This is a genomic window from Roseovarius sp., from assembly GCF_040219995.1.
Taxonomy (GTDB): Bacteria; Pseudomonadota; Alphaproteobacteria; order Rhodobacterales; family Rhodobacteraceae; genus Roseovarius.
In genome coordinates, this window is record NZ_JAVJUC010000014.1 from 902,588 (window position 1) to 923,334 (window position 20,747).

Annotated in this window: 23 protein-coding genes; 4 read left to right on the top strand and 19 right to left on the bottom strand. The window is 66.0% G+C overall.

The features are described from left to right. Positions 1–4: 4 nt before the first annotated feature. The 3 genes from xrtE to RID11_RS08610 all read right to left on the bottom strand — a co-directional run bounded on the left by xrtE (position 5) and on the right by RID11_RS08610 (position 2,969). Positions 5–1,612, bottom strand: a complete 1,608-nt coding sequence (xrtE, locus tag RID11_RS08600) for an exosortase E/protease, VPEID-CTERM system (protein WP_350137632.1) — start codon at positions 1,610–1,612, stop codon at positions 5–7. A gap of 65 nt (positions 1,613–1,677) precedes the next feature. Then, complete coding sequence (locus RID11_RS08605; protein WP_350137636.1) at positions 1,678–2,343, bottom strand: alpha/beta hydrolase; 666 nt, start codon at positions 2,341–2,343, stop codon at positions 1,678–1,680. Further along, on the bottom strand, positions 2,340–2,969 hold the full coding sequence (locus RID11_RS08610) for a DNA-3-methyladenine glycosylase family protein (protein ID WP_350137639.1): 630 nt from the start codon (positions 2,967–2,969) through the stop codon (positions 2,340–2,342). Before RID11_RS08610 ends, RID11_RS08605 begins: the two co-directional genes overlap by 4 nt. Positions 2,970–3,062: 93 nt before the next feature. On the opposite strand from RID11_RS08610, the gene RID11_RS08615 reads away from it, so the two are divergent. Beyond that, positions 3,063–4,280 carry an MFS transporter gene (locus RID11_RS08615; RefSeq protein ID WP_350137642.1) on the top strand — a complete coding sequence of 406 codons (1,218 nt, stop codon included), beginning with the start codon at positions 3,063–3,065 and terminating at the stop codon, positions 4,278–4,280. 61 nt (positions 4,281–4,341) lie between these two features. Next, complete coding sequence (locus RID11_RS08620) at positions 4,342–4,728, top strand: hypothetical protein (protein ID WP_350137645.1); 387 nt, start codon at positions 4,342–4,344, stop codon at positions 4,726–4,728. 10 nt (positions 4,729–4,738) lie between these two features. Here RID11_RS08620 and RID11_RS08625 read toward each other — a convergent pair whose 3' ends face one another. After that, positions 4,739–5,611, bottom strand: a complete 873-nt coding sequence (locus RID11_RS08625; RefSeq protein WP_350137646.1) for an NAD(P)-dependent oxidoreductase — start codon at positions 5,609–5,611, stop codon at positions 4,739–4,741. Positions 5,612–5,718: 107 nt separating this feature from the next. Here RID11_RS08625 and RID11_RS08630 point away from each other — a divergent pair, with 107 nt between their 5' ends. Next, entirely contained in the window at positions 5,719–8,187 is a 2,469-nt protein-coding gene (locus tag RID11_RS08630; RefSeq protein WP_502949347.1) for a penicillin acylase family protein, read from the top strand. A gap of 7 nt (positions 8,188–8,194) precedes the next feature. Here the strand turns inward: RID11_RS08630 and pqqE are convergent, their stop codons facing one another. The 7 genes from pqqE to RID11_RS08665 all read right to left on the bottom strand — a co-directional run bounded on the left by pqqE (position 8,195) and on the right by RID11_RS08665 (position 13,809). Beyond that, positions 8,195–9,295, bottom strand: coding sequence for a pyrroloquinoline quinone biosynthesis protein PqqE (pqqE, locus tag RID11_RS08635; protein WP_350137651.1), 1,101 nt, complete (start codon positions 9,293–9,295; stop codon positions 8,195–8,197). Next, a complete protein-coding gene (gene pqqD / locus RID11_RS08640) occupies positions 9,292–9,570 on the bottom strand; it encodes a pyrroloquinoline quinone biosynthesis peptide chaperone PqqD (protein WP_350137652.1) in 279 nt (92 codons plus the stop codon). The genes pqqE and pqqD overlap by 4 nt, the downstream gene beginning before the upstream one ends. Continuing rightward, entirely contained in the window at positions 9,567–10,316 is a 750-nt protein-coding gene (pqqC, locus tag RID11_RS08645) for a pyrroloquinoline-quinone synthase PqqC (RefSeq protein WP_350137654.1), read from the bottom strand. Before pqqC ends, pqqD begins: the two co-directional genes overlap by 4 nt. Beyond that, positions 10,313–11,209 carry a pyrroloquinoline quinone biosynthesis protein PqqB gene (gene pqqB / locus RID11_RS08650; protein WP_350137785.1) on the bottom strand — a complete coding sequence of 299 codons (897 nt, stop codon included), beginning with the start codon at positions 11,207–11,209 and terminating at the stop codon, positions 10,313–10,315. The genes pqqC and pqqB overlap by 4 nt, the downstream gene beginning before the upstream one ends. A 21-nt stretch (positions 11,210–11,230) precedes the next feature. Next, positions 11,231–11,329: a pyrroloquinoline quinone precursor peptide PqqA gene (gene pqqA, locus RID11_RS08655; RefSeq protein ID WP_050662718.1), complete on the bottom strand. Its 99-nt coding sequence runs from the start codon at positions 11,327–11,329 to the stop codon at positions 11,231–11,233. A gap of 108 nt (positions 11,330–11,437) precedes the next feature. Beyond that, positions 11,438–12,121 (bottom strand): response regulator transcription factor, encoded by a 684-nt coding sequence (locus RID11_RS08660; RefSeq protein WP_350137657.1) that lies wholly within the window; start codon positions 12,119–12,121, stop codon positions 11,438–11,440. 11 nt (positions 12,122–12,132) lie between these two features. Further along, on the bottom strand, positions 12,133–13,809 hold the full coding sequence (locus RID11_RS08665) for a sensor histidine kinase (protein WP_350137659.1): 1,677 nt from the start codon (positions 13,807–13,809) through the stop codon (positions 12,133–12,135). A gap of 58 nt (positions 13,810–13,867) precedes the next feature. Here RID11_RS08665 and RID11_RS08670 point away from each other — a divergent pair, with 58 nt between their 5' ends. Continuing rightward, positions 13,868–14,053, top strand: a complete 186-nt coding sequence (locus RID11_RS08670) for a hypothetical protein (protein WP_350137661.1) — start codon at positions 13,868–13,870, stop codon at positions 14,051–14,053. A gap of 5 nt (positions 14,054–14,058) precedes the next feature. On the opposite strand, the gene RID11_RS08675 is transcribed toward RID11_RS08670, so the two are convergent. From RID11_RS08675 to RID11_RS08710, 8 genes are all read right to left on the bottom strand, one after another. Continuing rightward, complete coding sequence (locus RID11_RS08675; RefSeq protein WP_350137663.1) at positions 14,059–14,850, bottom strand: lanthanide ABC transporter permease protein PedC; 792 nt, start codon at positions 14,848–14,850, stop codon at positions 14,059–14,061. Next, entirely contained in the window at positions 14,847–15,563 is a 717-nt protein-coding gene (locus tag RID11_RS08680; protein ID WP_350137665.1) for a lanthanide ABC transporter ATP-binding protein PedB/LutE, read from the bottom strand. The genes RID11_RS08675 and RID11_RS08680 overlap by 4 nt, the downstream gene beginning before the upstream one ends. Before the next feature lie 66 nt (positions 15,564–15,629). Continuing rightward, positions 15,630–16,235, bottom strand: a complete 606-nt coding sequence (locus tag RID11_RS08685) for an ABC transporter ATP-binding protein (RefSeq protein WP_350137667.1) — start codon at positions 16,233–16,235, stop codon at positions 15,630–15,632. Next, positions 16,232–16,990: an ABC transporter permease gene (locus tag RID11_RS08690; RefSeq protein WP_350137670.1), complete on the bottom strand. Its 759-nt coding sequence runs from the start codon at positions 16,988–16,990 to the stop codon at positions 16,232–16,234. The genes RID11_RS08685 and RID11_RS08690 overlap by 4 nt, the downstream gene beginning before the upstream one ends. After that, positions 16,987–17,991 (bottom strand): ABC transporter substrate-binding protein, encoded by a 1,005-nt coding sequence (locus RID11_RS08695; protein WP_350137673.1) that lies wholly within the window; start codon positions 17,989–17,991, stop codon positions 16,987–16,989. Before RID11_RS08695 ends, RID11_RS08690 begins: the two co-directional genes overlap by 4 nt. 15 nt (positions 17,992–18,006) lie before the next feature. Then, the gene (locus RID11_RS08700; protein WP_350137676.1) at positions 18,007–18,444 is read right to left on the bottom strand and encodes a cupredoxin domain-containing protein; all 438 of its coding nucleotides are present in this window, start codon (positions 18,442–18,444) and stop codon (positions 18,007–18,009) included. Between the two features lie 32 nt (positions 18,445–18,476). Next, positions 18,477–19,448 carry a YVTN family beta-propeller repeat protein gene (locus RID11_RS08705; RefSeq protein ID WP_350137680.1) on the bottom strand — a complete coding sequence of 324 codons (972 nt, stop codon included), beginning with the start codon at positions 19,446–19,448 and terminating at the stop codon, positions 18,477–18,479. Between the two features lie 12 nt (positions 19,449–19,460). Further along, positions 19,461–20,648: a lanthanide ABC transporter ABC transporter substrate-binding protein PedA1 gene (locus tag RID11_RS08710; RefSeq protein WP_350137682.1), complete on the bottom strand. Its 1,188-nt coding sequence runs from the start codon at positions 20,646–20,648 to the stop codon at positions 19,461–19,463. Between the last annotated feature and the right edge of the window lie 99 nt (positions 20,649–20,747).

Here is a 20,747-nt window from a genome sequence, read left to right on the forward strand (position 1 = left end):
CCCCTCAGATCAGCGCCCAATCTCCCCTCCAAAGGGCGACGGCAGCGATCAGTGCATTCGCACTCGCATGGGCGGCCGTGGCATCAGCCAGCCGCCCATGTCGCATGTAGAGCAGCGAAAACACCACCCCCGCCAGCGCCGCCTCGATCCAGCGACCATGCACCAGCGCGAACAATCCAGCCGAAACCGTGATCGCGGCCACCCGGCTCAGCGGCGTGCCCCGGTCGATCCGCGCCTGCACATATCCGCGAAAGATTAACTCCTCGATCACCGGCACCAGTGCCACCGTGCCAAGGATGCGCAAGCCTGCCCATAGCGCAAACGCCCCCGCCCCAAGCCCTGCCAGCGCGGCTGGCACCGGCTCTGCGGGCGGTGCCGTCACGATCCACGCCACACCGACCCCCAACCCCGCCAGCACCGACAACGGCGATGGCCAGTCCAGATAACGCGCCACGGTGGCCCGCGCCCACCAGAGCGCCCCCAGCATCAAACCCACCTGCAACGGATACCCCAGCGCGGGCTCGGCCCAGAACGCCTGCACGAGCATCCCCGACAGCGCGAACACGATGAACGGCACGATCCGCCCGGCCACGTCATCCTGCGCCAGCGGCGGCAGCGCGGGCCGCGCCTCGGGCCGGGCGTCATGCTGAAGCGCATAGCGGTTGCGATTGACCACAACCAGCACGCCAACGGCCAGCCCGGTGAACATGATCCAGCCCGCAAAACTGTGAAATCCGTTGACCGCCAGTTCGGGCGAGACATGCGCGCCAATCAGGATCAGCGCAGTGATCCGCACGGTATTGAAGATCCAGCTGACCAGCAGCGCCAGCGGCCAGATCACCAGCCCGAACCGGCGCAACCGAAGATCATCGCGAAACAGCACCGCATAGAGCGCCAGAAAGGCGGTGATCAGCACCAGACCCTCGATCCCCGAACAGGTCTCCGCCACCTCGACGCGAAACTCCTGCGTGCCGATGATATAGGCCTCGGGATTGACCACCACCATGTCCGAGAACAGCCGCAGCATCAGGTAGACCGCGATAAAGGTCACATCGGTCAGCGCCTGTACCGTCCAGAGCGGCCCGGCCAGCACCACAATGCCCGGGATCGCCGCCGCAACCCCGCAGATCGCCAGCACCGATGCCGCGCGCCCGGACAGCCAGCCAGCCCAGGCCCCGGGCCGCGCCAGCCAGAACAGCCCGCCCGTCGCCGCCATGGCCGCCCCCGTGCAGAGCACCGGAAAGACCCGGTGAAAGACCTGATTCATGTCAGCGGCAGGGACGACAACAAGCGGGGCCAACGTCACCAGAATCCCGGCCCCGTGCAGCACCGCCCAGCCCCGGCCACCGGGGGCCATGGCGGTGATCCGGGCAAAGCCCGCTCGCGCCTCGGGCCGCGCCCAGAGATACACCCCCAGAAGCGAGGCCGCACAGACCACCCAAAGCGCCACCCAGCGCAACCTGCGACAGGCGGTCTCGACTGCCGTGGCGCGGCATTCGATATCGCTGAACACCTGAAAGGCGGCGACCAGCACCGCCATCTCGGCGACAAACAGCGCACCCAGCCAGAGCGCGCGATGCGATATTCTGCTATGTCCCGAGGTCTGATCCATGCCCCGCGCTAGCCCGCGCGGATGATCGCAATATGGCACGGCCGGGGCATTTTGCGGCCCCGCCCTCAGAGGCCCAGCTTGTCGCGCATGAACGCGAGCGCCACCGACAACCCGTCGGGTGCGATGCCATGCGCGGTGCCCTTCATGATATGGGCATAGACGTCCTTCCAGCCCGCCTCCTGCAAGGCCTCGGCGGCCTCCGGCAACGATTGCACCCGCACCACGTCATCGGCATCGCCATGCACCAGCAGGACCGGCGGGCGGCTGCGGGTCTCGTCGGCCAGCAGTTCCGGCGACAGCAAGCGGCCGGAAAACGCCACGATCCCCGCCACCTCGTCCTCGCGGCGCGGTGCCACATGCAGCGCCATCATCGTGCCCTGTGAAAAGCCGAACAGCACCACCTGTTCGGGCAGCAGGTCTTCATCGACCATCAGCGCATCGAGAAACGCATCGAGATCCTGCGCCGCCGCGATCAATCCGCGCTCGGCCTCTTCCTCGCTGGAATTGTCGATCCACGGGATCGGAAACCATTGCAGCCCCATCGGCATGCCCGGAATGCTCTCCGGCGCGTCAGGTGCCACGAATAGCGTATCGGGCAGATGCTCGCCCAACGGGTCCGCCAACCCCAGCAAATCCGCGCCATTGGCCCCGTAGCCGTGCAAAAACACCACCGCCGATCGGGTCTCGCCCGACACGGGCTCCCTGCGGCCTGCCGTCAATACCCGTGTCATCTGATCCCTTCCCTGTCCTTGGCTACCCGGTAATAGGCCCAGAGCAGCCGCGCCGCAACCGACCGCCACGGCGACCACGCAAGCGACATCTCGCGAAAGGCGCGCGGGCGTGGCCGCTCCGGCAAATCGTAGAGAATGCGCGCCGCCTCCTGCAACGCCAGATCGCCCGGCGCGAAGACATCCGCCCGCCCGAGGCTGAACATCGCGTAAATTTCCGCCGTCCACACACCGATGCCCGAAACTTCCGTCAGCGTGGCGATCACCTCGTCATCCGGCGCATCGCGCAACGCGGCATAGTCGATCTCGGCCTCTGCCAGCGCCCGGGCATAGCGCGCCTTCTGACGGCTCAGCCCCACGGCGCGCAGATCGTCGTCGCTGACGGCGCGAATCGTCTGCGGATCGGCATAGCCCGCCGCCTCGACCCGGCCCCAGATCGCATTCGCGGAGGCGACGCTGACCTGCTGGCTGACGATCGCACTCAACAGCCGGGTAAACCCGTCCTTGCTGCGCCGCAGAGGCAAGGCCCCGGTCTGCGCATAGGCCTGCGCCATGCGCGGGCAGACGCGTGCGAGATGCGCCGCCCCTTCGGCCACGTCGTCATGGGTTTCGATGATGCGTCCTGTCATGCCCGCGATCATAGGCCGCTTGCGGCAAAACCCAAGGGGGTGCGGACGCAATCGCGCTTGCACCTCTCCGGCCCCGGGTCTAGCAAGCTGTCCATGACCGACGCCACCCTGCATATCGACGACAGTCGCGCCAAGCGCAACGTGGCCGTTCTGGTGGCGGCACAGGCGATCCTTGGCGCGCAGATGCCGATGATCTTCGTGGTTGGCGGCCTCGCCGGGCAATCGCTGGCCTCGAATGTCTGTTTCGCCACGCTGCCGATTTCGCTGATCGTGCTGGGCTCGATGCTCTCGGCCACGCCGGTGTCGCATATGATGCAGCGCTATGGCCGTCGCGCGGGCTTCATGATCGGGGCGCTTGCGGGGGCAATCGGCGGGCTTGTCGGGGCCTATGGCCTCTACGTGGCGTCCTTCCCGATCTTTCTGGCGGGCAGCTTCATCACCGGCACCTACATGTCGGCGCAGGGCTTTTACCGCTTCGCCGCCGCCGATACCGCCAGCGAGACCTTCCGCCCCAAGGCGATTTCCTATGTCATGGCCGGGGGCCTTCTGAGCGCCATCATCGGGCCACAGCTGGTCAAACTCACGTCGCAGGCGATGGTGATCCCGTTCTTCGGCACCTATCTGGCGGTGATCGCACTCAATCTTGTGGGGGCGTTCCTGTTCCTGCTGCTCGACATCCCCAAGCCGCCGATCCCGTCGGAGGACGCACCGCGCGGGCGCTCGCGCATGGAATTGCTGAAGACCCCGCGCATCGCGGTGGCGGTGATCTGCGCGATGGTCTCCTACGCGCTGATGAACCTGGTGATGACCTCGACGCCGCTTGCCGTGGTGGGCTGCGGCTTTGACGAGGGCAACGCGGCCGATATCGTCACCGCGCATGTTCTGGCGATGTATATCCCGTCGTTCTTCACCGGCCACCTGATCGTGCGCTTCGGGGTGGAAAAGATCGTCGCCACCGGGCTGATCATCCTTGCCGGTGCGGGCGCGGTGGCGCTCTCGGGGGTGGAGCTGGAGCATTTCTTCGTGGCGCTGATCCTGCTCGGTCTGGGCTGGAATTTCGGCTTCATCGGCGCGACCACGATGCTGGCGGGGGCCCATGCCCCGCATGAGCGCGGGCGCATGCAGGGGCTCAACGACCTGCTGGTCTTTGGCGGGGTGACCTTTGCCTCGCTCGCCTCGGGCGGGCTGATGAACTGCTCGGGCAGCTCCGCGCAGGCGGGCTGGACCGCGGTCAACCTCGCCATGGCCCCCTTCCTGATGCTGGCGGGGGCGGCGCTGATCTGGCTGGTGATGCGCCCGCGCACGGCGTGATCGCTGGCGTCAGCCGGGCTTTTTGAGTATTTTCGCCATAAAGAAACAGCAAGGGGGCGCCATGATTTCCGAGGTCTTGCAAAGTTATCGCCGCCTGCCGCTTTGGGTTCAGGCCTGGGTGTCATTCATCCTCGTGCCGGTAAATGCCGCGTCATTGGCCTTTCTGTCCGAGCCTTTTGGCCTCTGGATCGCGGCGCTGGCGGTGGGGGCGATGCTGCTCAACGGCCTGATCATGCTGGTCGAGCGCGGCTTTTCCAAGCTGATGGCGCTGCCGCATGTGCTGATCTGGACGCCGATGCTGGGGCTGGTGCTATGGCTGCTGGCGCAGGACATCGCGCCTGCCTACCGGGTTTATCTGCTGATCCTGCTGGCGGTCGATGCGGTCTCGCTGGTCTTTGACGTGATCGACACCCGCAAATGGCTGTCAGGCGACCGCAAGATCGCCTGACGCAGGCGTTTCAGCCCAGCTTGCGCAGCCGCGCGAAGAGGCTGGAGGTGTCCCAGCGTCCGCCGCCCATTTTCTGGACGTCCTTGTAGAACTGATCGACCAGGGCCGTGACCGGCAGGCTCGCGCCGGTCTCGTCGGCGGTCGACAGGCAAATGCCCAGATCCTTGCGCATCCAGTCGACGGCAAAGCCATGCTCCCACTTGTCATCCAGCATGGTCTCGTAGCGATTGTTCATCTGCCACGAGCCGGCGGCCCCCTGGCTGATCACCTCGACCACCGCGCGCCCGTCTAGCCCCGCCTTCTCGGCGAAATGCAGCGCCTCGGAAAGGCCCTGCACCAGCCCCGCGATGGCAATCTGGTTGCACATCTTGGTCATCTGCCCGGCCCCGCTCTCGCCGATGCGGCGGCAGAGCTTGGCATAGGTGGTCATGATCGGCTCGGCGGCATCATAAGCCGCCTGATCTCCGCCGCACATGATCGACAGCTGGCCGTTCTCGGCCCCCGCCTGTCCGCCCGACACCGGCGCGTCGACGAATTGCTGTCCACCGGCGCGGGCACCGGCATAAAGCTCTGCCGTGACCTTGGACGATACCGTGGTGTGATCGACAAAGATCGCGCCCTCATCCATCCCGGCAAAGGCCCCGTCGCCACCCAGGCAGACGCTGCGCAGGTCGTCGTCATTGCCGACGCAGGCCATCACGAACTCGGCCCCTTCGGCGGCCTCGCGCGGGGTCGGCGCGTGCCGCCCGCCATGCTGCGACGCCCATTTTTCGGCCTTTGACGCGGTGCGATTATAGACACAGACATCATGGCCCGCCGCCTGCAGATGCCCCGCCATCGGATAGCCCATGACGCCCAATCCCAGAAATGCCAGCTTTGCCATTCTTCTCTCCTCCTGATCGCGTGTTGCCATTGTCTCACGGGGGATTTCTGACTATCCCAGCAGGAGATGCAAGCAGAAACCCGGATAAGGCGACCCCTGTGGCGGTGATGATCAAATGGCTCTTGCGCGTGGCCGGCGCGGTGGTGGTGCTGTCGCTTCTGGCGCTTCTTGCCACCTATATGCTGCTGTCACGCTCGCTCCCGGACTATGACAAGCGGCTCGCCGTGCGCGGGCTGGACGCGCCGCTCGAGATCGTGCGCGACAACGCCAATGTGCCGCATATTTTCGGCACCAGCGACAGGGATGTCTTCTTTGGCCTCGGATATGCCCATGCGCAGGACCGGCTGTGGCAGATGATGACCATGCGGCGCACCGTGCAGGGGCGCCTCTCGGAGGTATTCGGCACCCGCACCGTCAAGATCGACAGCACGCTGCGGCGCTTCGATCTCTACAACCTCGCGCGGCAATCGGTGGCGGCGCAGGACGCGGAAACGCTGGCCGCGCTCAAGGCTTATTCCGATGGCGTCAACGCCCGGATCACCGAGATCAATCAGGACGCACTGGGCCGCGGCGCGCCCGAGCAGTTCATCTTCAACGCCCCGATCGCACCCTGGCAGCCCGCCGATTCGATCGCCATGATCAAGCTGATGGCCGTGCAACTCTCGGGGCATCTCGATAACGAAGTAACCTTCGCACGCGCCTCGCTCGCGCTCGACGATCCCGCGCGGCTCGACGACATCATGCCGCTCGCCCCGGGCAGCGGCATCGCCACGCTGCCGGAATATGCCAGCCTCTTCCCGGATGCCGCGTTTCGCCATGCAGCGGCAGAGACGGACCTGACCGGCGATCCGCTCTCACCCTTCAAGCGGCGCGCCTTTGCCGGGGCCTCGAACGCCTTTGCGGCCGCGCCCTCGCGCTCGGCGGCGGGCGGCACGCTGATGGCCAATGATCCGCATCTTGGCTTTTCGGCGCCGAATATCTGGTATCTGGCCCGGATGGAGCTGCAATCGGGCGGCGTGATCGGCGGCACCATCCCCGGCATCCCGGTCATCCTGACCGGGCGCAGCGCGCGGCTGGGATGGGGGGTAACCTCGTCCTATCTCGACGATCAGGACGTGTTCATCGAGGAACTGAACCCCGACAACACCGACCAGTACCGCACGCCCGACGGCTGGAAGAGCTTTCGTACCACCCGCTCGATCATCGAGATCAAGGATGCCGATCCGGTCACCCTCACCCTGCGCTGGACCGACAATGGCCCGGTCCTGCCCGGCAGTCACTACAACCTTTCAGAGGTGACACCGCCCGGTCACGTGGCCTCGGTCGCCTGGACCGCACTCAGCGGCGAGGACACGACGATGACCTCGGCGATGGGCCTGATGCGCGCGCAGACCGTGCAAGACGCGATCGACATCAGCCGAGGCTTTATCGCGCCCTCGCAGAACCTCACGCTGGTCGGTCAGGACACCATCGCCATGCGCCTGATCGGTGCCATGCCCCGCCGCAGCGCCCGGCACGAGAGCGAGGGGCGCATGCCCTCGCGCGGCTGGCTGCCGGAGAACCGCTGGCAGGGCATGCTGCCCTTCGCCGCCAATCCTGAATTCATCGCCCCCAAGGGCGGCATCCTCGGCAATACCAACAACAAGGTGGTGGATCGCCCGTTCCCGATGCATGTCAGCCATCTGTGGGGCGACACGCAGCGGGTGCACCGCTGGCGCCGCCTGATGCAGAGCCGCGAGGTCCATACCCGCGACAGCTTCATCGAGGCACAGCTCGATACCGTGAGCTTCACCGCCCGCTCGATCCTGCCACTGATCGGGGCCGATCTGTGGTTCACCGGCGAGGCCGCCCCCGAAGGCACGCCCGAACGCCTGCGCCAGCGCGCGCTCACCATGCTTGCCGACTGGAACGGCGAGATGAACGAGCACCTGCCCGAGCCGCTGATCTACGCCGCCTGGATGCGGGCGCTGATGGACCGGCTCATCCGCGACGACCTCGGGCCGCTGTCGCGTGACTTCGACCATCCTGACCCGGTCTTTATCGAGCGCGTCTTCCGCGACGTGGACGGGGCCGCCGAATGGTGCAACGTCAAGCAGTCAGCGGCACAAGAGACCTGCGCCGACATCTCGCGCATGGCGCTCGACGATGCGCTGATCTGGATCGAGGAACGCTACGGCACCTCGCTCGAAAGCCTGCGATGGGGCGACGCACATCAGGCGACACATGACCATCAGGTGCTGGGCGAGGTGCCGCTCTTGCGCTATTTCGTGAATATCCGGCAATCGACCTCGGGCGGCGACAACACGCTCCTGCGCGGGCGCACGCGCGGCGGTGACGGGCCCGATCCGTTCCACAACGTGCATGGCGCAGGCTTTCGCGGGGTCTATGATTTCGCCGATCCCGACAGCAGCGTGTTCATCATCGCCACCGGGCAGTCCGGCCATTTCCTCAGCCGCCATTACGACGATCTGGCGCAACTCTGGAGGCGCGGAGAATATGTCCCGATGTCTCTCGATCCCGATCTGGCGCGCGCCGCATCCGTGGGGGTGACGGTGCTGGAGCCGACGGCCGAATAGCCGCGGCTCAGGCGTTCGTTTTCTGCGGCATGGTCCGATAGACCAGCGCCGCGTCATCACGCGTGGCATGGGCATCGGCACTGGCCTGTAAGACGCCGTGATGGGGCGATTTCACGCAGACCGGGTCAGTCGCATTCGGATCGCCCAGGATCGCCATCGCCTGACAGCGGCAACCGCCAAAGTCGATCTCCTTGCGCTCGCAGCTCTTGCACGGCTCCTGCATCCAGTCGGTGCCGCGATAGGCATTGAAGGCCGCGCCCTCGTACCAGATTTCCCGCAGGGGCCGCTCGCTCAAGTTGTCAAAGCTCAGATGCGGGATGCTCTGGGCCGCGTGGCAGGGCAACACCTGCCCGTCGGGAATGACGTTCAGGCCGCTGCTGCCCCAGCCGCCCATGCAGCGCTTGGGCAGATCCTCGTGATAATCGGCGGGCACATAGTCGATCACCAGCCGCCCCTTGAGACGCGCCCGCGCCTCGGCCACCAGCCGTGTCGCCTCGCGCGCCTGCTCGCGCGTCGGCATCAGCGCGTCGCGGTTTTCCAGCGCCCAGCCGTGGAATTGCACCGTCGCCACCTCGATCCGGCGCGCGCCCATCTCCTCGGCCATCTCGATGGCGCGCGGCAATTGATGCAGGTTGCGCCGATGCAGCACCGCGTTCAGCGTCAGCGGAAAGCCGATCGCGCCGATCCATTCGGCGACCTGCATCTTGCGGGCAAAGCCACCGCGATAGCCGCCGATCTCGTCGGCCATGGCCGGGTCGGTGCCCTGCAACGAGAGCTGCACATGATCCAGCCCCGCCTCGTCCAGCTCGCGCAGCCGCCGCTCGGTCAGGCCGATCCCCGAGGTGATGAGATTGGTATAAAGCCCCGCCTCGCGCGCCCCCGCGATCAGTTCGGTGAGATCGCGGCGCGACGCGGGCTCGCCCCCCGACAGGTGCAGTTGCAGCACCCCCAGATCCGCCGCCTGCCGGAACACATCCACCCATGTCGCGGTGTCCAATTCGCGCTCCTGCCGGGTCAGCTCCAGCGGGTTCGAGCAATAGGGGCACGACAGCGGACAGCGATGCGTCAGCTCGGCCAGCATGGCGATGGGCGGATTGATTTGGGTCATGCAGTCACGTCCAGAAACCGACGGTCGCGCAAGGCCGAGAGAAACCCGGCGCTGTCTTGGGCGATCTGCTCGGGCGGGGCCTCGTATTTCTCGGCCAGCATCTGCGTGATCTCTCCGAAACTGCGCTGCCCGTCAACCTCTGACAGGATCGCATGCCCGACCGCATCCAGCGTCAGCGCCCGCTCGGGGGCCAGCAGCACCCAAGTCTCACGTACCCGGTCGAAATGCAGCCGCACGCCACGCGGCAGGGCGGGGATATCGGCAGGTTTCATCATGATGCCCTCTGCATCAGCAGCCCCTCACCCGGCTGCCACGCGCCGGGCGGAATGCGGGCGGGGTCCACATAGGCCCCGTAAAGCGCATCCAACTGCGACCACAGCACATCGGTCTTGAAGATCAGCGCGGCGGCGGCGGCATCCTGTTTCTCGGCGGTATCGGCATGATCCAGCACCCATTGCAACCCGAACGCCACATCCTTGGGTGCCTCCTTCAACCGATTGCGGAAATAGGACAGCGAACTGTCATCGGCGAACTCGTAATTCTGCAACAGCCCCTCGATGCGCTGCGCATGGATCTTGGGCGCAAAAAGCTCGGTCAGCGAGGCGGCGACCGCCTCCAGCAGGGTCTTGTCGCGCACAAACCGCACATAGGCATCGACGGCAAAGCGCGTGGCGGGCAACACCCCCTTGCACGCGGCCACGTAATCGGGGTCGAGCCCGACCGCCTCGGCCAGCCGCAACCAGCGGCGGATACCGCCTTCGTTGGTTTCGGTGCCGTCATGATCCTCGATCCGCGAACGCCAGATGCGCCGCAGGTCGGGGTCTTCGACCCGGCTCATGAAGGCCGCGTCCTTCATCGGGATCGAATGCTGATAATAATACCGGTTGATCACCCAGGCGCGCACCTGATCGGGCGTGCAGTCACCCCCGTGCAACATCCCGTGAAACGGGTGCCGGTCGTGATACCGCTCCGCCCCGATCTGCCGCAGCCGTGCCTCGAACTCCTGTTTCGACGGGGTCATGCCGTGATCTCCATTCCATCCTGCCCGATGATCCATTCCGCCGCCTCGGCCTCGGCGCGCTCACTCGATCCGGGGCGCAGAACGGGGTTGGTGTTGTTCATGTGCACAAAGACCTTCTGCCCGATGGTAAGCCCGGTGAAGGCGGCGATCGAGCCGTCCGCTCCGCTCATCGACATATGGCCCATGCGCTTGCCGGTCTTCTCGCCCAGCCCCGCGCGCTGCATCTCGTCGTCGCGCCAGAGCGTGCCGTCGAAAAACACCGCATCCGCGCCTTCCAGCCGCTCGGCCAGCGTGTCGCTCAACATTGCGCAGCCGGGAATGTAGTAAACCCGCGTCTCGCCCGCGCATAACTCGACCCCAACGGTCTGCTCGCCCACCAGATCGGTCTGCACCTCGCCCGCCTCCATATAGAGCGGCACCTTGCCCGGCACGGCAAACAGCGTTGCCTCCAGCCCCGGAACCAGATCAAAAGGCGTATCCAGCGCAATCGCCGCCCGGTCCACGACCGAACGGTTCAGCGCGTCGAAAATCGGGTTGGCGTCCAGCACCTCGTGAATGCCCGGCGTCGCAAAAAGCGTGAACGCCTGCATCTCGCGCAGCGTCAGCAGGCCTGCCACGTGATCAATGTCACCATTGGTCAAAAGCACGGACGCAAGGGACAGCTCGCGCAGCCCACTTGGATGGAGAGACGGGGCACGCGCAAGCTGCTCCCGGATATCAGGAGAGGCGTTGAGAATTGCCCAAGTCGCACCATCTGACGTCACGGCCAGTGACGACTGCGTCTGAGCGGGGATGTCCCCCGCTCGCGCGAGGTTACAGTTGGGACAGCCGCAATTCCATTGCGGCAGGCCGCCACCGGCAGCCGCCCCGAGTATGCGCGCGCGGAAAGTCATCGTCATTCCGCGCGCCCAGGATCAGAACAGTACTTCGCGGTCGTCTTCGAATTCCGGGCCGTACATGTTGATTTCCATGCCGCACTCGATTTCGCGGAGCGTGGGTTTGGTCCATGCCATGACAAGGGTCCTCCTCATTTATGTGTCGTTTTGACAGCTCAAGACTGCCAGATCACTCGTAGTCGGGCGACTCTTATTTTATAAGAGATATGCAGACTTTGGTCTGCATCAAGGGGTAATCAGGCGCGGCGCGACCCCATCCAGACAAAAGCCTTTGCTGCGTATGGTCTTGATCTCGAACCCGAAATCGCCCTCAGCCAGCTTGCGCCGCAGATAGCCGATATAGACATCCACCACGTTTTCACTGGCCGACCCCTCGGCCGCCCAGAGCGCGTCAAAGATCGCGTGGCGCGGCTGTGGCGTGCCGCCATGGTCGATGAGCAGCGCCAAAAGCGCATATTCCCGTTCCGTCAGCGTCACCGCATCCCCGCCCCGGCACAGCACCCGCTCGCGCGGGCAGAGCGTGGCCGCCACGGGATGGCGATGATCGGCGCGCGATTCCTGAACCCGCAACCGCGCCACCAACTCGTCAAACGAAAACGGCTTGACCACATAGTCATCCGCCCCCGCCTCCAGCCCCGCCGCGCGGTCCTCTACGTCCGACAGCGCCGAGAGCATCAGAATCGGCAGGGTCAGGCCCCTCTCACGCGCCTCGCGCACCAGCGCAAGCCCGCTATCGGTGCCCAGCATCACATCGACGATGGCACAGGAAAACCGCCCCCGCTCCAGCCGCGCCAAGGCCCGGCCCGCGCGGTTCTCGGCCTCGGCCTCATAGCCGTGCAGCGCCAGCCCCCGCATCAGGGCCGAGGTGATTTCCGGGTCATCCTCGACGATCAACAACTGTTTGCTCATGGGGCCAGAGCCTAACCCGTTCCGCGCGGCAGGCGAACCGATATCTTGGTACCGGGTGCATCACCAATCGCGGCCTCGCGCGGCACCGGGCTGAGCAACGCGATCTGTCCGCCCTGCGCCTCGACCACCCATTTCGCCAGCGCGAGGCCAATGCCAAATCCCTGCCCGCGCCCACGCCCCGCCTGCTCGAACCGCTCGAACACGCGCGCCTGCGCATCGGGCGCAATACCGGGGCCATTATCCGTCAGCGAAAGGCCCGCACCCTGCGCGTCCACCTCCGCCGCAAGCCGCAGCGCACCGCCCTCGCGGGCGTGGGCGATCGCGTTGCGCACCAGCCCGACGATCACTTGCCGCGCCCAGTTGGGATCGCAGGTGACACTCACCGCCGGTATCTCCGCAACCTCAAGGCTCAGCCCCGCCGTGTCGATTTCCGCCTGCACCTCCTCGACCGCCTCCGCCGCGATCCGCTCCAGCGGCACCACGACGGGATCAAGCGCCAGTTGCCCGGTCTCCGACCGCGCCACCCGCAACAGGTCGTCGATCCGCCGGTTGAGCCGCGCCGCGCGCGCCTCGATGGTGGCAAAGGCCTGCGCCGCGCCCTCCCCACCCTGCCGCCCGATCTGCGCCTCCATCAGGATCACCGTCAGCGGCGTGCGCAACTCATGGCTGATATCGGCAAAGAACCGGCGGCGGTTCTCGTCGATCTCCTCCAGCCGGGTATTGGCCGCGCGCAACGCCTCGGTGCGCTGCGCGATGGTCTCGTTCAGCCGGTCCCACTCCGCCTGCACCGCGTCCCGCCGCTCGGCCAATGCCCGCGCCATGCGGTCCGTCTCAGCGTAAAGCAGCCCAATCTCGTCGCGCCCGCCCCCCGGCAGCGCGACCGCGAAATTCTCCTGCCCGATCTCGCGCGCCGCCCGGCGCAGCCGGTCGAGACGCCGAAATTGCGGGCGGATCAGCAACAGATAGAACCCGGCCACCAGCAAAAGGCTCACGATGCCGGTGGCAATCGCGATCCGGCTCAGCCGCGCACGCAGGCGCTCGATTCCGGCCAGCACCTCGTTGCGCAGGATGATCTCGGTATTGACCGCCTGATTGAGCAGCGGATCAAAGCCGCTCGCGAAACTGTCGATATAGGCGCGCAGCCGGTCACGGTCGCGCTCGGGCCCGCGCAGCGCCCGCAGCGTGTTTTCCAGCAGCGCCTCCATCCGCGCCAGCCCCAGCGATTGCGTCGCCTGCCGCGATTGCGCGTCTAACCCCAGTGCGCGCGCTTCCTCCACCGCCTTTTCCAGATCGGATCGCAGCAGGGTAAATGTCCGGGCAATCGCCGCCGACACCGGCTCCAGCCGGTCGGCGCGCACCTCGGGCGGCCGTTCGGTCTGCACCGTCTCGGTCGCAATGACGATGAATGTCGACGCCTCACGCGACAGGGTCGAATAGCGCGCAATCCGCGTCTCGGTCGCCAGCGCCGCCTCCAGCCGGTCGGCAACCCGCGTCATCCCCAGATAGAGGATCGCCGCCAGCACCAGCGTGACCCCGCCCAGCAGCGCCGCGCCGATCCCCAGTTTCGCCTTGAGCGATTCGGTCTGTTTCAGACGCACCCGCACCTCCTCATCATGCCGGAAAATCCGGCTTGCGGCGCGCAAAAGCAACAGATTTGCGCCGATCCGCGTCTCGGGGCGTGCAATCACGGCACGCTCCGCTACACTGAGCCGAGGGAGGATGGACGCAAGCGAGAAAGGACGCCGCATGATCCAGTTGCTCTTTGTCACCTGCATGGCCGCCGCCCCGGCGCAATGCCAGGACCACCGCCTCATCCTCGGCGACATGTCCCCCGCCGCCTGCCTGCGCGCGGCCCAACCCGAACTCGCCCGCTGGATGGAAAGCCACCCCGACCTGCGCATCCGCCGCTGGCGCTGCAGCCGCCTGTCCTGAACCGCTCACCCCTTGCGCTTCATCAGCGCACGCGACGGATCATAGGCCCAGAGAGCGACCGCCCCCAGCAACACGGTCGATCCCACGACCCAGGCCAGCGCCTGCCAGTTCATCTGCAAGTAAAGCAGGAAGCGGATCAACTCGACCACATGGGTGAACGGGTTGAACGCGCAGATATCGTGCAACAGCTCCGAACTTTCGCGCATCTTCCACAGCGGATAAAGCGCCGAAGACAGGAAAAACATTGGGAAGATGACGAAATTCATCACCCCCGCGAAATTCTCCAGCTGCTTGATGAAACTCGACAACACCAGCCCAAGCGCACCCAGCATCAGCCCGCCCAGGATCAGCCCCGGCAACACCGCCACATAGCCCCAGACAGGCATGGTGATCTCGAACAGCGCCGCAATCCCGAGAAACGCATAGACCTGCAAAACCGAGATCAGCGTCGCCCCGAACAGCCGGCAAAACAGCAGCCAGCCACGCGGATAGGGGCTGGTGAGCAACAGCCGCATCGACCCCATCTCGCGGTCATAGACCAGGCTCAATGAGCTTTGCATGCCGTTGAACAGCAGCACCATCGCGCAGAGCCCCGGCACGATATAGGTCTCGTAGGTGATATAGGTCTGATAGGGCGGGATGATCGACAGTCCAAGCGCGGCCCGAAACCCCGCCGCAAAGACCAGAAGCCACACCAATGGCCGAACCAACGCCGCCAGAAACCGCTCGCGCTGATGCACGAAGCGCAGGAATTCGCGGCCCATGATCGCCCGCGCGACGCCCCATAGCCCGCTCATGCCACCACCTCCGTCCGGCTCAGGAACCAGTCCGACAGCGGCATCTCTCCGCGAATATCCCGGCTCACACCATCCGCCAGAATACGGCCCCGATGCAGCACCAGCAGGTGATCGCCGTCGCGGACCTCGTCCGTCAGATGCGTCGTCCACAGCACGCACAGCCCGTCACGCGCCAGATCATGCACATGCCCCACGATCGCGGCCCGCGCGGCGGCATCGAGGCCCACGGTCGGCTCATCCAGCAACAGAACGCGCGGCCGGTGCAACAGCGCCCGCGCCAGTTCCATCCGCCGCCGGTGCCCACCATTGAGATCCGCCGCCTTCTCCCCTGCCCGCTCGGCCATGCCCAGCCGGTCGAGCGCGGCGTCAATCCGCCCGTCCAGCCCCTTGCGCGGCAGCCCGTGCAGCGCCGCGAAATAACGCATATTCTGCCGCACCGTCAGGTTCAGATCGAGCGTCGGCTGCTGAAACACCACCCCCAGATGCGCCAGCGCCCGGCGCGGCGCGCGCGCCATGTCGTGGCCCGCCACCACCACCTGCCCCTCGGGCGACACCAGCAATCGCGTCAGCAGCGAGACCAGCGTCGACTTGCCGGCCCCGTTGGGACCAAGCAGCGCGCAGAACGTCGCCTTGGGCAAGGCAAAGGACACCTTGTCCAGCGCCTGTTTCGCGCCATAGCGAAAACTCAGATCGCGCACCTCAAGCTCTGCCATCGCATTCCTCTCCTACCCCGTCGCACCCTGCCCCGTCCGGCGCGTGGCAACAAGCCCGCCCGCGCCTCATGGCCCGGCCCCGTCACGCAACACCGCCGGTTGCCCCGCCAGATGCATGATCCGGCTTGCCAGCCGCTCGGCCTCGGCGCGGGCATGGGTGACAAGCAGCGTGGCGGGCCGCGTCTCGGCGATCAGCCGCTCGGCCAGCGCCAGCATCTCCTCTCCGGTGGCCGCATCCAGCGACACAAACGGCTCATCCATGATCAGCAATTCAGGCCGCCCGGCAAAGGCCCGCGCAAGGCTCAACCGGCGCTGTTGCCCCAGCGACAATTGCCCCGGAAACGCAGCACCCCGGTCGCCCAACCCGACCTTGTCCAGCATCGCCTGCGCCTCGTCCGCGCCCAATGCCGGATGCACGATCCGCAGATTATCCAGCGCCGACCGCCACGGCAGCAGCGTCGGGTCCTGAAACACCATCGCCCGCCGCGCAGGGCCGCGCACATGGCCGGTGTAATCCTCGTCCACCCCTGCCACGATCCGCAGCAAGGTCGATTTCCCCACCCCCGACGGCCCGAGGATCGCCAGCACCTCACCGGGCGCAACCGTAAAGGCCACCTGCCCCAGCACCTGCACCCCTCCGAACCGCTTGTCCTCGACCAAAACCTCGATCATGCCGCCCGCCAGCGCCGCACGCGCCGCTCCCAGGGTTGCAGGATGCGCCACTCCACCACCAGCATCACCGCGATGAAGGACAGCGCATAGACCAGCACCATGCCCACATCGAAGAGCTGAAAATGCATGTGAATCTGAAAGCCCACGCCCGAGGACCGGCCAAGGAATTCCACCACCAGCACGATCTTCCAGATAAGCGCCACGCCCGACCGCGCCGCCCCCGCGATGAACGGCGCCAGTTGCGGCAGCACCACATGGCGCAATCGCGCGCCCCGCGGCATCGCATAGACCCGCGCCATCGCATCGAGATCGGGGCTCAGCGCCCGCGCCCCCTCGCGCAGAACGATGGCCACGTTGGGGATCTTGTTCAGGCTCACGGCGAGGATCGCCGCCACCTCAGTCAGCCCGATCCACAGGTAGCACAGCACGATAAGCACCAACGCGGGCAGGTTCAGGAACACCACCAGCCACGGATCGAGCCAGCGATCGAGCCTCTCCGACCGCCCCATCGCCAGCCCCAACGCCACACCAATCGACATCGCCAGCACAAAGGCACAGGCCACTCGCCACAGCGTCATTCCCAGATGATATAGCAGATCGCCCGACCGCAACTCAGCCCAGAACGGTGCCGCCAACTGCCACGGCGCGGGCAAAAGCTGCGGATCGCGCGTCAGCAGCGCGGCCACCGCCCAGACCCCCAGCAGCCCCGCCAGCGACAGGGCGGGCACCGCGCGGCTCTGCGCGGTCTCGCTCATTCGATCTCTGCAAACAGGCCAGGCGGCAGCCGCGCCGCATCGCCCACCAGATCTCGCCCGCCCAGCTCGTGCATCAGCGCGAACATCGCCCGCGCACCCGCAGGATCAACCGGCCCGCGCGGCGGCACCCCGGCCAGCCAATCGGCCTGCAACTGCGCGAATTGCGCCTCCGATTGCGGGGCGATCAGCGGGCGCAACGCCCCCCACGCCGCCTCCGACCGGCCCAGAACATCCTTGGCCGCGCGGCTCGCGTCATAAAACGCCTGCGCCAGCCCCGGATGCTCGGCCAGCATCCCCTCGCGCATGTAATAGCCCAAAAGCGGCGTCGCCGGATCAAGGCCCAGCGCCTCTGCCGCCGTGCCCACCGAGATCAGTTCCCGCATCCCCTCGGCCTTCATCCGCGCCAGAAAATGCCAGTAATTGATCGCCCCCGCATACTCCGCCCGCAGCGCGGATTTGTAGATCAGCGGCGGCGCGCCATAAACCTGTTCGGTCTCGCCCTCCAGATCAATGCCATGCTGCGCCCGCGCATAGGCACGCAGGATCAGCCATGATTTATCGAGCGGCCCGCCCGCGATCCCGATCTTGCCGCCGCGCAGATCGGCAAGGCTCTGCGCGGTACTGCCGTCGGGCACCACCACGCCGCCCACCGCGCGCGAATAGGGGATAAAGACGTAATCGCGCCCCGCCGCCCGCTGCCGCGCCAGCCAGATCATGTCAGCCACCGCCAGATCGGCGGCCCCGCCCTGCACCGCCAGATGCGTGGCGGCGGTATCGGCATAGGGCTGCACCTCCAGCCGGAAGCCATGCGCACGGTCCAACCCCTCGCGCAGGATGGTCTGCAATTCCCAGTTCACCGTGCCGACCTTCAGCACGGCGGCCCGGATCACCGGCAGATCATCGGCCAGCACCGGCCCCGCGCAACCCAGCCCCAGCACGAGGAGAAGGCGCGGGATGATCCCGCGCCCCGCCCGCCATAGCCTGGCAAATGATGGTCGCAAAAGGCCCCGCCTCCGTTACTGAATGGTAAACGTCACCATCTGGCTTTCGCCGGTCGAGCCCGGGATGCGCAGCACATGCCGCCCCGGCTTGATCGCGATAAAGGAAAATTCCAGCGTGCCGCCGTCGTCGAATTCGAAACTGTCCACCGCCATCGGGCGGATCTCGATATCGTTGATCACGATCTCGTCCATCCAGATCGCGCGAAAGAAATCCGGCCCCGACAGCGCCAGCTCGGCAGAGCCGTCCGAGGTGATCTCCATCTCGTAATAGGCCCCGGATTCCAGCGTGCGATCCTCACCCAGCGGCACACCCGAGCCGAGCGTCAGCTCGATCACCTCGCCCCGGTTGCACTTGGCCAAGAGCCCGGCAAAGCCGAAATCATCACACAACGGCGCGGCAGCCACAGGGGCACCCACGATACCGAAGCAAAAGGCGGTCACAAGTCGTTTCATTGTCAGTCTCCCTTTTTATCACTCAATTTTCGTCAGTCGATGATCGCCACGCCCCAGGGCGCCTGTCCCACCTCCACCGACCGGATCGCCTTTTCGGCGGCCACGTCGATCACGGTGATGTCGTTGGAATTGCCGTTGGTGCTCAGCAGGTATTTCTGGTCCGGCGTGAAATCGAGCTGCCAGACGCGCTGCCCCACGAGGATGTAATCCAGCACCTCCAGGCTCTCGCCATCCACGACCGCCACCCGGTTCGCAGGCCCGAGCGCGACAAAGACGCGGCTGCCATCTTCTGTCACCTTCACGCCCACCGGTTGCAGCCATTCGGGCTGCACATTTGGCACCTCAAAGGTGAGCTTGCCCACCACCGTCGGCGCGCCATCCTCGGCGATATCCATCACCGTGACGGTGCCGCCGATCTCCGACGACACGTAAAGCCGGGTGCCATCCGCCGTGTATTGCGCGTAGCGCGGGCGCTGATCGACCAGCACGTTATACTTGATCTCGTAATCCTCGGTGGAGATGAAATGCGCCATGTTGGTGGTCTCGGACGTGTTGACCACGAATTTGCCATCCGGGCTGATCCCCATCCCCTCGGGCTCCACGCCCACCGGCACCTCGGCCAGCACCTCGCGCGTGTCGGTATCGGTCACGGTGACAAGGTTGTCATCCTCGTTCGCGATATAGAGCCTCTTGCCGCTTTTCTCGATGGTAAACAGCTCCGGGTCGGGCCCCGACGGCAGGCTCGGCAATTCCTCGTAGGTCTCGGTGTCGAACACCCGCACCAGATTGTCATCCGACGCGCAGACATAGAGCTTCTTGCCATCCGGGCTGACGATGATGCCGCGCGGGCGGTTGCCGCCATCAAACTCGGTCAGCACCTCCCATGTGTCGGTATCCACGACCGTGATCGTGTTGCCCCGCTCGTTCGATATGAACGCCTTGCCGGCCAGCGCGGGCGAGAGGCTGAGCGCAACAAGCGCCGTTGAGAGTAGCAGCGTTTTCATACCTGTCTCCGTTCAGTTAAAGGCTGTGCATTGAGATTCGGGCTGATCCAGCCCCATCGTGTCGAGCGGCGAGCGTTGATGCAGAAAGCCCTCCTGCGGGCTGACGCTCACGGTGATGCGCCCATCGTAAAGCAGGATGGGTTGCCGCATCTGCCCGTTCCATTGGCGAAACGTCACCTTCTGCCCCTTGAACGCCGCCAGTTCAAAGGCGTCCGACAGCGCGTAGTCGCGGATCACCTCCGGCTCGGCGGAACTCGTGCGCGTCACCGCCTCGCCCACAACCCGCAGCGCCAGCCAGACATTGTAATCCTCCGAGGTGACCTTGCGCCGGGTCAACTCCTCGAACCGGGTCTGGAACTGCGTCGCGCCCCAGGCCTCATGCGCGCCGTGCATGGTGACGGGTTTCAACCCGCCCGACCCCATCACCGGGCGCGGCGTCCACAGGTGATAGGGCAGGTAATTGGCGAAATAGTCGGTCGCATCCGCCGTGACCACGATGTCATGATCCTCGGCCCCCTGCATGAAGGTCGGCAATTGCCGCTGCACCAGCACATGGCCCGAATCCGTCCGGCGACTGCCGCCGGTATCCTCGAACGTGCGTTCCTCGACGATCTCGGCCCCGAACTTGGCCGCCGCCCGGCGGAACGCCGCCCCAAGCGCCATGTCGGCGGGGTTCGACCCCTCGACCAGCAGCCAGTCGCCCCATTTCTTCCAGACCGCGAATTGCGCCACCGCATCGGCCATCATCTGATCGGACGGCGCGATATGCAGCAGGTTGGCGCGGCACTGATCGTCGCGCAATTCCGTGTCAGGCGCGGCCGCATTCAGCACCAGCGCGCCGTCCTCCGCCGCGCGGTCCGACAGGCGCAACAAGTCCTCGGCTCCCGCCTGCACCACGATCAGGCGAATACCGTCGCCCAGCAATTCCTCCAGCGCCGCGTCGGCCCCCTCAGGCGGCACAGCCCGCGTCACCGTCTCATAGGTATGGCCCATGAAACTGCCCGTGGTGCCATTGTCCTCATCCGCCAGCGCCGCCCCGGCAAAGCCGATATCCTCGGCCCGCAGGTCATGGCGCGATACCGGCAACAGCGTGGGATAATCCACCCGCAGCACCGCCGCACGGACATCGACCGCCAGCGCGGACCCGGCCCAGAAACAGAAGGTAAGCGACGCCAGCAGCGCCTGAGCATATTTCAGCACGGTATCCTCCCTTGCCCGGCCTTTTTGCGATGCCGGTTCCCTTAGCCCCAAGCTGCCGTGAAGACCGCCCGGGACGAAACCGCTACCTTTGGCCGTGTT

What these genes read in the sequence shown, in the direction of transcription:
- xrtE (WP_350137632.1), bottom strand. Translation starts at nt 1,612, where the DNA reads ATGGATCAGACCTCGGGACATAGCAGAATATCGCATCGCGCGCTCTGG.
- RID11_RS08605 (WP_350137636.1), bottom strand. Translation starts at nt 2,343, where the DNA reads ATGACACGGGTATTGACGGCAGGCCGCAGGGAGCCCGTGTCGGGCGAG.
- RID11_RS08610 (WP_350137639.1), bottom strand. Translation starts at nt 2,969, where the DNA reads ATGACAGGACGCATCATCGAAACCCATGACGACGTGGCCGAAGGGGCG.
- RID11_RS08615 (WP_350137642.1), top strand. Translation starts at nt 3,063, where the DNA reads ATGACCGACGCCACCCTGCATATCGACGACAGTCGCGCCAAGCGCAAC.
- RID11_RS08620 (WP_350137645.1), top strand. Translation starts at nt 4,342, where the DNA reads ATGATTTCCGAGGTCTTGCAAAGTTATCGCCGCCTGCCGCTTTGGGTT.
- RID11_RS08625 (WP_350137646.1), bottom strand. Translation starts at nt 5,611, where the DNA reads ATGGCAAAGCTGGCATTTCTGGGATTGGGCGTCATGGGCTATCCGATG.
- RID11_RS08630 (WP_502949347.1), top strand. Translation starts at nt 5,719, where the DNA reads ATGATCAAATGGCTCTTGCGCGTGGCCGGCGCGGTGGTGGTGCTGTCG.
- pqqE (WP_350137651.1), bottom strand. Translation starts at nt 9,295, where the DNA reads ATGACCCAAATCAATCCGCCCATCGCCATGCTGGCCGAGCTGACGCAT.
- pqqD (WP_350137652.1), bottom strand. Translation starts at nt 9,570, where the DNA reads ATGATGAAACCTGCCGATATCCCCGCCCTGCCGCGTGGCGTGCGGCTG.
- pqqC (WP_350137654.1), bottom strand. Translation starts at nt 10,316, where the DNA reads ATGACCCCGTCGAAACAGGAGTTCGAGGCACGGCTGCGGCAGATCGGG.
- pqqB (WP_350137785.1), bottom strand. Translation starts at nt 11,209, where the DNA reads ATGACTTTCCGCGCGCGCATACTCGGGGCGGCTGCCGGTGGCGGCCTG.
- pqqA (WP_050662718.1), bottom strand. Translation starts at nt 11,329, where the DNA reads ATGGCATGGACCAAACCCACGCTCCGCGAAATCGAGTGCGGCATGGAA.
- RID11_RS08660 (WP_350137657.1), bottom strand. Translation starts at nt 12,121, where the DNA reads ATGAGCAAACAGTTGTTGATCGTCGAGGATGACCCGGAAATCACCTCG.
- RID11_RS08670 (WP_350137661.1), top strand. Translation starts at nt 13,868, where the DNA reads ATGATCCAGTTGCTCTTTGTCACCTGCATGGCCGCCGCCCCGGCGCAA.
- RID11_RS08675 (WP_350137663.1), bottom strand. Translation starts at nt 14,850, where the DNA reads ATGAGCGGGCTATGGGGCGTCGCGCGGGCGATCATGGGCCGCGAATTC.
- RID11_RS08680 (WP_350137665.1), bottom strand. Translation starts at nt 15,563, where the DNA reads ATGGCAGAGCTTGAGGTGCGCGATCTGAGTTTTCGCTATGGCGCGAAA.
- RID11_RS08685 (WP_350137667.1), bottom strand. Translation starts at nt 16,235, where the DNA reads ATGATCGAGGTTTTGGTCGAGGACAAGCGGTTCGGAGGGGTGCAGGTG.
- RID11_RS08690 (WP_350137670.1), bottom strand. Translation starts at nt 16,990, where the DNA reads ATGAGCGAGACCGCGCAGAGCCGCGCGGTGCCCGCCCTGTCGCTGGCG.
- RID11_RS08700 (WP_350137676.1), bottom strand. Translation starts at nt 18,444, where the DNA reads ATGAAACGACTTGTGACCGCCTTTTGCTTCGGTATCGTGGGTGCCCCT.
- RID11_RS08705 (WP_350137680.1), bottom strand. Translation starts at nt 19,448, where the DNA reads ATGAAAACGCTGCTACTCTCAACGGCGCTTGTTGCGCTCAGCCTCTCG.